The sequence below is a fragment of the Acinetobacter sp. UBA3025 genome, from assembly GCF_002367915.1.
Lineage (GTDB): Bacteria > Pseudomonadota > Gammaproteobacteria > Pseudomonadales > Moraxellaceae > Acinetobacter.
The window spans coordinates 1-11,738 of sequence record NZ_DFDO01000052.1; the positions used below are offsets into that span (position 1 = coordinate 1).

Consider the following 11,738-nt stretch of genomic DNA (forward strand, 5'->3'; position numbering starts at 1 on the left):
CCCACCAGGCAACTTGAATATGGATTTAGCATGCAATTCCGGACGGGTACGGTAATAGATCATGTAGCTCCAGATAATGATCAGCCATACACAGATAAACAGAATAGTCGACAAAGTTGTTGCCAAAGTAAATGCTTCAACCGTATTCGGCACGAAGTACTGTAATGCTGCACCGAGCAATAAACAGATCGCAGAGAAATACAAAGCATTCGCTGGAACGGCGCGCGAATTCAAACGACCAAAGGCTTTCGGTGCCTGTTCTTCACGAGATAAACCGAACAACATACGGCTGGTTGAGAACACTCCACTATTCATCGATGACATTACTGATGACAGCACTACCAGGTTCATGATGATTGCAGCCGCCGCAATACCTGCCTGACTGAACAGATTCACAAACGGAGAAACATTTGGATTGATCTGATCCCATGGTGTCACTGACATCACAATGATCAGAGCAAGCACATAGAAAATAATGATACGGATCGGAATCGAGTTCACCGCTTTCGGCAGGTTACGCTCTGGATCTTTGGTTTCAGCAGCCGTAGTACCAACCAGCTCTACACCTACAAAGGCGAAAATCGCAATCTGAAAACCAGCCAGGAAACCCATAGTCCCAGTCGGGAATAAACCGCCATGATCCCAGATATGGGCAAATGAAGCTACCGTACCTGCATCATTAGTAAAGCCAGTAAAGATCATCCATAAACCTACGGCGATCAGTACAATAATGGCGATAATCTTGATCAGGGCGAACCAGAACTCCATTTCACCAAACAGTTTCACGGTTGCCAGGTTCAATCCCATAATGAAGACAATAGAGGCAATACTGATCAGCACGCCTTCGCCCGGAGTAAATGGCAGGCCGTTATTAAAGAATTGCAGGTAATAGATAATAGCTGACAGATCCGCGATACCAATCGTGATCCAGCATAACCAGTAGGTCCAGCCGACAAAATAACCTGCCCACGGCCCGATCAGATCGGTGGCAAAATCGATGAAAGATTTATATTGCAGATTGGATAACAGTAATTCACCCAACGCACGCATGACCAGAAACACCATAAAACCGATGATCATATAAATCACCAAAATGGATGGTCCTGCCAGGCTAATGGTTTTCCCTGAACCCATAAACAGGCCGGTGCCAATCGCACCCCCAATGGCAATTAACTGCAGGTGCCGGTTGGATAAACTACGCTGTAGCTCACCATCTTCCGATGATGAGTGACTATATTTTTCTGACATTATTTCCTTTCAACTTTGAGTTTTAATCGCGACAAATTAACGTAAAAAACCCGGAATACAAAAAGAAAATTCGCATCATTTGTATTTTCCAACTAATCTTGCAAGTTAATTTATTTTTCTTATATCAACATTCATTTATCTTTAGTCTTGGTTTTAAGGCGCAATGAATACAGGATTTTTCTTGTCAAAGCGCTGAAACTATGTAAAAAATAGAATACAAATCCGCCAATATTCGCGTTTAGGATGAGCGCGCATGGCATAGTAATTGCTTTTCAATCAACATCTCAAATAAAGCTGACACGGATAAATAAGAAGAAATTTATGCAAAATTTACAAAGCATCATGGAAACCGTCAGTGGCTGGGTCTGGGGCCCATATATGCTGGTCCTCATTGTCGGTACCGGTATATTCCTGACCTTCCGCCTGCTGTTCTGGCAGTTCCGCATGTTGCCACTGGCCTTTAAACAGGTTTTTGGCAAACACCCTTCGCATGAAGGCGATATTTCCCAGTTTGGCTCACTCATGACCGCACTGTCAGCTACCATCGGTACCGGTAATATTGCCGGTGTGGCAACTGCCTGTGTACTGGGTGGTCCTGGGGCCGTATTCTGGATGTGGATGACTGCCCTGTTCGGAATGGCAACCAAATATGGCGAAGGTGTACTGGCCGTCAAATACAGGGTTAAAAATGAACGCGGTGAAATGTCTGGCGGTCCAATGTATTACATTGAGCGTGGCCTTAAATGGAAATGGCTGGCGCTGATCTTTGCGTTCTTTGGTGCTGTCGCATCTTTCGGAATTGGTAGTTCAGTTCAGTCCAACACTGTTGCACTTGCAGTAGAAAATGGTTTCGGTCTGGAAACCTGGGTTACAGGTATCGTGATTACTGCGTTTTCTGCACTGGTAATTCTAGGCGGGATTAAGTGGATTTCTAGAGCTGCTTCCTTCATCGTTCCAATTATGGCGATTGGTTATGTGGCGGGCGGTCTGATCATTATTTTCACCCATCTCGATTTAGTGGGCCCTGCACTGAAAATGATTTTCACCTATGCCTTTACTGGTGAAGCTGCCGTAGGTGGTGCGATTGGTGCGGCGATTCGTTATGGTGTCGCGCGTGGTGTCTTCTCGAATGAAGCTGGTATGGGTTCGGCACCGATTGCCGCTGCTGCTGCAAAAACCGATCATCCTGCCCGTCAAGGTCTGGTTTCCATGACCGGAACTTTTATTGACACGATTATTGTCTGTTCGATTACCGGTATTGTCTTGGTGATGGGCTTCATCATGGCCGGCAGTGATTTTGGTGGACAAACCGGTGCTGTTCTGACCGTTTCTACATTTAACAAACTGCTGCCAGGTGTTGGTGGCTGGATTGTGACCTTCGGCATTATCTTCTTCGCCTATTCCACCATTTTAGGCTGGAGCTACTACGGGGAAAAATGTGCAACCTATCTGCTCGGTGAGAAATTTCTATTCCCTTATCGCATCATCTATATCCTGTCAGTATTTATTGGCTGTGTCGCGACACTAGATCTGGTCTGGCTGTTTGCAGATACCTTCAACGGTTTGATGGCGATTCCAAACTTGATCGGCCTGTTACTACTGTCTGGAGTGATCGTGAAAGAATCCAAAGATTTTATTGCTCGCCGTAAATCAGGTGAATTGTATTAATAAAATTTAAAACCCTTAATAAAAAAGCCACATTCATCGTGGCTTTTTTATTATTTAAGTTTGCTAAAAATATCAGTTCACACGGCCAGAAAATCCATCGTCATCATCATGAGCTTGATTTAGATTTAAGAACTCTTCACGATCGGCTTCAATTTCCAGCGCAGTTTCTAGAGATAATACAAAGAACAGCACTCCCGGAATCCTCATCTCCCCTTCGGCATCTTCCAGATGTTCACTGACCATTTGGTAAATTGGATTGGCTTCATCAAATGGTACGTCGATATAAAGATCACCTGAATAACTTTCAATCACACCAGGCTGTTCTATCCCCATGCAAGGTGCAAAGTTAATTTGGCGTTGCTCTAGCCATTCCATCAGGTTCTGACGTAAATGATAGGACTCAGCATCTGCATTTTCATGTTCGTAATTTTCAAAATATACAAATAATACATCACGGTCTTTTTCACGTGCGATCGCATCGATATGTTTTAAAAGTTGTGGCATGTCAGGTTTCCTGTACCCGTGATGAATTTTTTCATTATAGGAGGTATTTCACTTTCATGTAGAAAGGTGAATTCATAAGCGTCATATGCTGACGTAAATCAGTGACTTTTTCAGCCAAAGGTCTTGGTTTTCAGTCTCATTCACCGCTATGCTGTAGCCCCCATTCCCAATATTTATTTTCGGAAATTATGGCTAAAGCAAAAAGTGTGTATCGTTGTGAACAATGTGGAGCAGACCATCCTAAATGGGCGGGTCAGTGTTCTGAATGTGGGGAATGGAACAGTCTGGTAGAAGTCAGTATTGCGCCAGCAACGACACATCGTGCTCAGCCAAAAATTGGAGGTTATGCCGGTCAGGCAGCAGCGATTACCACCTTAAACAAAGTCTCCGTTTCACATGAAACCCGGTTGCAAACCGGGATTGGTGAGTTTAACCGAGTCTTAGGCGGTGGTCTCGTTACAGGTTCTGTGGTGCTGATTGGTGGTGACCCGGGGATTGGTAAGTCAACTATCCTATTGCAAACCGCAACCCATATGGCAGCAGGCAATAGCTCTGCCCTGTATGTGACAGGTGAAGAATCTTTATCTCAGGTGGCATTACGCGCCCAGCGTCTGGACTTACCAACTAACCAACTGAAAGTCATGGCAGAAACCTGTGTGGAACGCATTTGCGAGGTGCTTGCACAGGAACGTCCTGCTGTTGCGATTTTGGACTCGATTCAGACTTTATATACCGAAACCTTGCAGTCTGCACCAGGTGGTGTGTCACAGATTCGTGAATCTGCAGCCCTACTGACCCGTTTCGCCAAAAATAGCGGCACTGCCCTGTTTATTGTCGGTCATGTGACTAAAGAAGGTGCCTTAGCAGGTCCGCGTGTACTGGAACATATGGTGGACTGTGTGCTGTATTTTGAAGGCCAGTCGGATTCACGTTACCGTATGATCCGCGCAGTCAAAAACCGTTTCGGTGCAGTCAATGAACTTGGCGTCTTTGGCATGACCGATAAAGGTCTGCGTGAAGTCGCCAATCCATCTGCCATTTTCCTCAGTCGTTATGATGAAGCGATTCCAGGCTCAATCGTCATGATTAGCCGCGAAGGGACTCGCCCACTCCTGGTTGAAGTTCAGGCTTTGGTCGATGATGCCCATGGCCAACCACGTCGTGTAGCCTTAGGTCTAGAACAAAACCGTCTGAATATGCTACTGGCTGTAATGCATCGTCATGGTGGCGTACAAACATCCGGTCAGGATGTCTATGTCAATATCGTCGGTGGTTTAAAGATTACCGAAACTGGTTCTGACCTGGCTGTACTTTTAGCCTGTGCATCCAGTATTCGGACTAAAGCCTTGCCTCAGCAACTCGCTGTTTTTGGTGAGGTTGGTCTTTCTGGTGAAATTCGTCCGGTGCCGAATGGTCAGGAGCGTCTGAAGGAAGCCGTTAAACACGGTTTTAAATATATTATTTTGCCGCGTGCCAATGCACCGCAAAAACCGATTCCCGGCGTGCAGGTCATTGCTGTAGCTCGATTGCATGAAGCCCTGAGTGAAGCCATGAGCCTAAGTGATGAACTCAGTTAGTTTTAATCGATAAATCTTGCGAAAAGCCTAAAAAAATACACATTTTTGATTGAAATCCCCTATAAAGCCTATATAAATAGAGTATTCAAATAAGTTTTTTTCACATAGGAAAATTGAATGGAAGTTCGACAGCGTGGTTTGATTGCAGGTCTTTTAACAGCAGCATTACTGGTTGCTCCTTTAACTGCTGAAGCAAAACGTGCCGGTGGCGGTAAAAGCCATGGTATGCAACGTTCTGCTGCGCCTACTCAATCTTATCAACAACCTCGTCAAGCTGCGCCAGCACAACAGGCTCCAGCCGCTGGTGCTGCAACTCAGCAAAGATCTGGCCCATGCGTAGGTAGTATGGTTGCTGCCGGTGTAGCAGGTGCTGCAGTGGGTGCAGTTGCTGCCAATGCGCTGGCTGATGACAAAGAAGTACAAGCGGCTTCTGAAGCTCAAGCAGCTCAACAGCAGCAAGAGGAAAAAGGTGGTATTCCTGGCTGGATCTGGATCTTGCTTGCTGCCGCTGTTGCCTTCTTCATTTTCCGTAAGATGGGCGCAAAAAAAAAAGTAGCTTCTAATCCGTATGCCCCAAATAGTGGTGCTGGTCATTCAGCACCATTTGGTCAGACACCTCCTCGCGGTGGTGACAACACCAATATTTTTGGTCAGAACGTGGGTGGTAGCACACCAAGCACAAATGCTCCGTTTGGTTCAGCTCCGGTAAATAACGCCCCATTTGGTGCAGCCTATACCAATAGCGGCAACCAGCTTCCAGATGGAACAGAACCTGCGACTTTCTTACGTGTTGCACGTCAGCGCTTCAACCACATTCAGTCCATGAATACGGCGAGCAACATTTTAGAAATTAAACGTTACCTGACCCCTGATCTTTACCAGTCGATGTATAACGACATTATGGCAAATCAGGATCAGGACGTAGCTGAGTTCTCTAACCTGAATGCAATGGTGGTAGATTCATCGAATGAGAATGGTCAATATGTAGTAAGCGTACGCTTCACTGGTACTGTAAGTGAAGACCTGAATAGCCAACCTCAACCATTTGCTGAAATCTGGCACTTTGTCAAACCTGCCGGCTCTCAGCAAGATTGGTTGGTTGCAGGAATCCAGCAAGACTAAGTTTTTATCTCATTAATCTTATATCAACAGCGGCCTTCGGGCCGCTGTTTTGCTTTCTGAATCATTGAAAACTATTCAAATTTATTCTTGTTCTCTTTCTATTCATTTTATTGTTATTCCCTTAAACAAATAGCTTAGTTTGCGTGTTTTAAGCGCTATCAGTCGACTTTTATACAAAAGCCAGTTTTCGGATTGGCTTTTTTATTTTGAACCTTTTAATCTAGATACAAAGATATTTGAGATACTGACATGACTGAGCGTGTTTCTCCCCCTGCCACGCTGGCAAACCGCGCATTGGCAGGCAATGCCGAAGCCCAATTTGAGCTTGCCGAGCTCTATATGCAAAGCGAGCATGACGAAGACATCATGCTGGCCGAAGAGTGGGCATTGAAAGCAGCCAATGGTGGCTGGGTTGAAGCCATGTACTGGCTCGGTGAGGGTTATACGGTTTATGCCAAAGAAATCGCTGAGGAAGACCCAGAAGATTCTAAAGCTCACTTTGAGTTAGCCTATTACTGGTTGAGCAAAGCCAATTTTGAAAAACACCCTGCAGCGACTTTAGAACTGGCTGGTTTTTACCGTCGTGGTGATGTGGTCGAAAAAGATGTTGAAAAATCTATCGCTCTTGTAAAGCAAGCAGCTGAATGGGGTGAAGTTCAAGCCATGCGTGATCTTGCCTTTATTTATGCCAATGGTCTTGGTGTGGTCGCTGATGACCTACAGGCAGATTATTGGACTAAGAAAGCAGATGAAATTGAGCAGGACATAGAATAAATAACAAGCCCGTCAGATGATGGGCTTTTTTACGAGAATAAAACTTTATTTCAGTTTTCAAATATCAGGATATTTCTCAAAATATTTTCAAAATTTTCTTATTAGTCAGATAATAAACAATTTCGGATTGGAACCAAATTAATTTCCAAGTACAATACCTCGCTAGTCGAGGGATGCTGCGACGTTTTACAGGTACGAAATGTAAAAGCGCCAGGCTCGACGATCGGTCCAACTTTTTCTAGACGGACCAACAACGGCATCCGCGAACTGAATGATCAATTATTGTTTTTTATAAGGAGATCGTGATGAACGCGGTTAATGCTTCATTTACAGATTATAAAGTTGCCGATATTTCCCTAGCTGACTACGGCCGTAAAGAAATCAAACTTGCAGAAGCTGAAATGCCAGCCCTAATGGGTTTGCGTAAACGCTACTCAGCTGCTAAACCGCTTGCTGGTGCCAAAATTCTTGGCTGTATCCACATGACTATTCAAACTGCGGTTTTAATTGAAACTCTGGTTGAATTAGGCGCTGAAGTTCGCTGGACTTCTTGTAACATCTTCTCTACTCAAGACCATGCTGCTGCTGCAATCGCTGCACGCGGTATTCCTGTATTTGCATGGAAAGGCGAAACAGAAGAAGAATACATGTGGTGTCTTGAACAACAGATTAATGTCAATGGCAAACCTTGGGATGCCAATATGATTCTGGATGATGGCGGTGATTTGACAGCTGTTGTTCACGAAAAATATCCTGAACTGATTGCAAAAATTCACGGGATTACTGAAGAAACAACTACAGGTGTAGCACGTCTTCTGGAAATGTGGAAAGACGGCTCTCTGAAAGTTCCTGCGATCAACGTCAACGATTCAGTAACCAAGTCTAAAAACGACAACAAATACGGTTGCCGTCACTCTCTAAATGATGCGATCAAACGTGCAACTGACATGCTGCTTTCTGGCCGTCGTGCATTAGTGATCGGCTATGGTGACGTAGGTAAAGGTTCTGCTCAGTCTCTTCGTCAAGAAGGCATGATCGTACGTGTATCTGAAATCGATCCAATCTGTGCGATGCAAGCATGCATGGACGGTTATGAAGTGGTTTCTCCATACAAAAACGGCGTTCAAACTGGCAAAAAAGAAGATGTGAACGTTGATCTTCTTCAAAATACCGACCTGATCGTGACTACAACTGGTAACTACCACGTATGTGACGCTGCGATGCTAGATACACTAAAAGCTGGTGCAGTAGTTTGTAACATCGGTCACTTCGACACCGAAATCGATACTAACTACTTACGTGGTTACAAATGGGTTGAAGTGAAACCTCAAGTACACCAAGTATATCGTTCAGAAAATGAAAATGATTACCTGATCCTGCTTTCTGAAGGTCGTCTGGTGAACCTGGGTAATGCAACTGGTCACCCATCACGTGTGATGGACGGTTCATTTGCGAACCAAGTATTGGGTCAAATGCACCTGTTCGCTGAGAAATTTGCGGATCTTCCTGAAGATCAAAAACAAGCAGCGATTCGTGTAGAACTGCTTCCTAAGAAATTAGACGAAGAAGTTGCTGCTGCAATGGTTGCCGGTTTCGGTGGTGTTCTGACTCAATTGACTCCAGAACAGGCAGATTACCTAGGTGTACCTGTTGAAGGTCCATTCAAGTCTGATGCTTATAAATACTAATTTTTGATTTCCACCTCACCCCGGCCCTCTCCTATAAGGAGAGGGAGATTTCCATTGTGAAAATTGTTATAGGGTAAGTCTTTAAAGACTTTAACTATCACAATGGTAGTCCCTTCTCCCTTTGGGAGAGGTCAGGGAGAGGGTGATAAGTAAAAAGTATTTATAAAAAGGATTTGAACATGTCTAAACAGATTCCAATTTCTTTTGAGTTTTTCCCGACCAAAACCGATGCGGGTGCGGAAAAGCTCAAAACCGTACATCAAGAACTACAACTGCTGAACCCAGAATTCTTTTCTGTGACGTATGGCGCGGGTGGTTCAACACGCGAACGTACTTTATCTACGATCAATGACTTTAATGGTAAAGGTACACCCGTTGCCCCTCACCTGTCTTGTATCGGTGATGACAAGGCACGTATCGCTGAACTGCTTGATTTGTATAAGGCACAAGGAATTAACCGTATTGTCGCGCTGCGTGGTGACTTGCCATCTGGTCAGGTGGGCTTAGGTGAATTGCCTTATGCACAGGATCTGGTTCGCTTTATCCGTGAACATTCAGGTGACCATTTCCATATTGAAGTTGCCGCTTATCCTGAAATGCATCCACAAGCAGACAGCTTTGATAAAGACATTCAGCACTTTGTGGATAAAGTAAATGCTGGCGCTAATGCTGCATTGACCCAGTTCTTCTTTAATCCAGATGCATACTTCTACTTTGTAGACCGTATCCAGAAAGCTGGAATCGATATTCCGGTTGCGCCGGGTATTATGCCGATTACCAATGCCAGCAACCTGATTCGCTTCGCAGATGGTACAGGCGCAGAAATTCCACGCTGGATTCGCAAGCAACTGGCAACTTATGGTGATGACACTGCAAGCATTAAAGCCTTTGGTCATGAAGTCGTGGTGAAATTCTGTGAACGCCTGATTGCTGGCGGTGCACCAAGCTTGCACTTCTATACCATGAATACCACTGATCCAACCCGTCAACTTGTTAAAGACCTCGGTCTTGCATAAGTAAAACACCTGATTTGAGAGTAAAACTTTAATGCCACGTTTTTTTATTGAAGCTGATTTAGCAGTAGATACCACTGTAGAACTGACTGAAACAGTGTTTCATCATTGGGTTAAAGTTTTACGTGCTCAAGTCAGCGAAAAAGCCACCCTGTTTAATGGACAAGGTGGTGAATATGAAGTTGAACTGGTTGAAATTTCCAAAAAGTCGGCTGCTGTACAGGTCAATAGTTATAACCCTACTGATCGCACACCAAAATTTAAAGCTTTGCTTGGCCAGGTCATGAGTAAAGGTGACCGCATGGATTATGCGATCCAGAAAGCGGTCGAACTGGGTGTATCTGAAATTCAGCTTTTAACCTCTGAACGCTGTGAGATGCGCCTGAAATATGATCGCGATCAAAAGAAACTGGATCACTGGCAAGGTGTAGCCATTGCCGCCTGTGAACAGTGTGGTCTGAATATTGTTCCTAAAATTTTAGCGCCAATGTCACTTGAAAAATGGCTGGAAACCGATCTTCCTACTACCAAACTAGTGCTAGCGCCAAATAAAGAAGAAATTGATGTACTGGCGAATGCCACGCCGGATATTGCTTTGCTGATTGGCCCTGAAGGCGGCTTGAGTGAAGCAGAAATCCTAGCGGCGAATGCTCAAGGCTTTGTCAATTGGTGTATTGGTGAACGTGTCCTGCGTACCGAAACTGCTCCTGTCGTTGCTCTCTCAATTTTGAATTACACTATTTAAGCGATCAAAATTGTAAAATTTGGTTATTAATTTTATTGATTTTTATTTATAAGCACTCTACTCTTGAGTCAATAATAATGAAACACATATTGATTGATTTAAGAATCATTCAGGCTTGAATAAAAATTAAAATCTAGGATAAAAACCGTTCAGGACGAATACAAGGCACTTAATTATATGATTGATAATCAAGAGGCTTATATCAAAGAGCACTTGCATCGTGCTCAGATTGCGAACACGCTTCGACATAGCCGATATTTTCTGTTAAGTATCATGATTATTTGCCTCTATATTTTTTGTGTTTATCACATTCAATATAGCTCATCGAATAGTTACTTTAATCTCTGGTTTATCCTGACTGAAATTACCGTTAGTATGTGCTGGCTCATCAATACCCTGTATTTTAAGCCTGAACAATATCAACTGAAAAATGCACATTACTGGTTACAGATTCAGAGCCTTGCGGTAGGTTGCTTTATCGCTTCCGGTATTTCTCTGACTTATTATTACCTACCACAGGCCAATATCAATTTTGATGAAATAGAAGCACTCACCCTTTCGGCTTTGCTATTAATCGTGACTCAAGCTTTTGGTTTGACTTATTTAACCCAGAAGCTCAGTTACTTTTCACTGGTATTTTTACCTTCATTGGTACCCTTTTTACTCTTTCAGTTTTTTCATATCTCGGGTGCCAATCCGGTCTTTGGCCTGGCATTAAATTTTGCAGTCATTGTGATCCTGCTCTGTGCCAATAGTACCTATCGTATTCATACCCGTACTTCCCGCCTTTATGCAGAAAATGAATTGCTGGTGAGTAATGCCGAACAGCAGGTCGCCTGGACTGATGAGCTATGCAAACAGCTACAAACTGAAGTCAATAAATCCAAAGATATTAAACTGGAGCTACAACTCAGCAACCAGCTACTGGAACAGAAAGTTCGTGAACGTACCTATGATATTGAACAGATTAATATTGATCTGAAAAACCAGCAGCAAAACCTTGAACTGACTCATGAAATCGCCGGTATCCGTCCATGGGACTGGAATATCAAAGACCGCAGTATTTTGCTGACCAATCATAAAGATGAGAAAGTACAACGGAAATCCAGCGAACATCATTTACAGTTACAGCATATGATTCATCCTGATGATCTGGCTGCGTTCAAAAACAATATGAAACAGCATTTGCGTGGGAAAACCGAGCGCTATGAAGTGACTTACCGGATTCAGCAAGCACCGGGAGTCTGGAGCTGGGTACATGATGTAGGTCGGGTGATCAGTCGCGATCCTGAAACTCACCGCCCTTTACGCATGGTCGGAATTTTGCGTGATATTCAGCAGGAACGTATTTCTCAAGAACGCCTAAAACTGGCAGCCAGTGTGATCGAGCAGGCGGCTG

10 protein-coding genes are annotated in these 11,738 nt (G+C 44.1%); 8 read left to right on the forward strand and 2 right to left on the reverse strand.

Translation table 11 applies throughout. The features are described 5' to 3' along the window. Window positions 1-1,248: amino acid permease (locus B4J23_RS02085; protein ID WP_291358628.1), on the reverse strand; the 1,248-nt coding region annotated here is incomplete at its 3' end. Between the two features lie 321 nt (window positions 1,249-1,569). Between B4J23_RS02085 and B4J23_RS02090 the strand changes: the two genes are divergently transcribed. Continuing rightward, window positions 1,570-2,916: an alanine/glycine:cation symporter family protein gene (locus B4J23_RS02090; RefSeq protein ID WP_166137742.1), complete on the forward strand. Its 1,347-nt coding sequence runs from the start codon at window positions 1,570-1,572 to the stop codon at window positions 2,914-2,916. A 72-nt stretch (window positions 2,917-2,988) separates the two neighbouring features. Here B4J23_RS02090 and B4J23_RS02095 read toward each other — a convergent pair whose 3' ends face one another. Further along, window positions 2,989-3,420, reverse strand: a complete 432-nt coding sequence (locus B4J23_RS02095) for a hypothetical protein (protein WP_291358629.1) — start codon at window positions 3,418-3,420, stop codon at window positions 2,989-2,991. 188 nt (window positions 3,421-3,608) lie between these two features. On the opposite strand from B4J23_RS02095, the gene radA reads away from it, so the two are divergent. The 7 genes from radA to B4J23_RS02130 form a co-directional block, all read left to right on the forward strand. After that, on the forward strand, window positions 3,609-4,997 hold the full coding sequence (radA, locus tag B4J23_RS02100; protein ID WP_291358630.1) for a DNA repair protein RadA: 1,389 nt from the start codon (window positions 3,609-3,611) through the stop codon (window positions 4,995-4,997). Window positions 4,998-5,114: 117 nt separating this feature from the next. Continuing rightward, window positions 5,115-6,119, forward strand: a complete 1,005-nt coding sequence (locus tag B4J23_RS02105; protein WP_291358631.1) for a Tim44 domain-containing protein — start codon at window positions 5,115-5,117, stop codon at window positions 6,117-6,119. A gap of 249 nt (window positions 6,120-6,368) precedes the next feature. Continuing rightward, window positions 6,369-6,893: a tetratricopeptide repeat protein gene (locus tag B4J23_RS02110; protein ID WP_180069112.1), complete on the forward strand. Its 525-nt coding sequence runs from the start codon at window positions 6,369-6,371 to the stop codon at window positions 6,891-6,893. A 305-nt stretch (window positions 6,894-7,198) separates the two neighbouring features. Beyond that, a complete protein-coding gene (gene ahcY / locus B4J23_RS02115) occupies window positions 7,199-8,581 on the forward strand; it encodes an adenosylhomocysteinase (protein ID WP_005236746.1) in 1,383 nt (460 codons plus the stop codon). Window positions 8,582-8,760: 179 nt separating this feature from the next. After that, the gene (gene metF, locus B4J23_RS02120) at window positions 8,761-9,597 is read left to right on the forward strand and encodes a methylenetetrahydrofolate reductase [NAD(P)H] (protein ID WP_166137759.1); all 837 of its coding nucleotides are present in this window, start codon (window positions 8,761-8,763) and stop codon (window positions 9,595-9,597) included. A gap of 31 nt (window positions 9,598-9,628) precedes the next feature. Next, the gene (locus tag B4J23_RS02125) at window positions 9,629-10,339 is read left to right on the forward strand and encodes a 16S rRNA (uracil(1498)-N(3))-methyltransferase (RefSeq protein WP_291358632.1); all 711 of its coding nucleotides are present in this window, start codon (window positions 9,629-9,631) and stop codon (window positions 10,337-10,339) included. Window positions 10,340-10,516: 177 nt separating this feature from the next. Then, window positions 10,517-11,738: PAS domain-containing protein (locus B4J23_RS02130; protein ID WP_291358633.1), on the forward strand; the 1,222-nt coding region annotated here is incomplete at its 3' end.

Bases quoted from the DNA above. Each gene is read 5' to 3' on its own strand.
- B4J23_RS02095 (WP_291358629.1), bottom strand. From the start codon at position 3,420: ATGCCACAACTTTTAAAACATATCGATGCGATCGCACGTGAAAAAGAC.
- B4J23_RS02125 (WP_291358632.1), top strand. From the start codon at position 9,629: ATGCCACGTTTTTTTATTGAAGCTGATTTAGCAGTAGATACCACTGTA.
- B4J23_RS02110 (WP_180069112.1), top strand. From the start codon at position 6,369: ATGACTGAGCGTGTTTCTCCCCCTGCCACGCTGGCAAACCGCGCATTG.
- B4J23_RS02105 (WP_291358631.1), top strand. From the start codon at position 5,115: ATGGAAGTTCGACAGCGTGGTTTGATTGCAGGTCTTTTAACAGCAGCA.
- ahcY (WP_005236746.1), top strand. From the start codon at position 7,199: ATGAACGCGGTTAATGCTTCATTTACAGATTATAAAGTTGCCGATATT.
- radA (WP_291358630.1), top strand. From the start codon at position 3,609: ATGGCTAAAGCAAAAAGTGTGTATCGTTGTGAACAATGTGGAGCAGAC.
- B4J23_RS02090 (WP_166137742.1), top strand. From the start codon at position 1,570: ATGCAAAATTTACAAAGCATCATGGAAACCGTCAGTGGCTGGGTCTGG.
- metF (WP_166137759.1), top strand. From the start codon at position 8,761: ATGTCTAAACAGATTCCAATTTCTTTTGAGTTTTTCCCGACCAAAACC.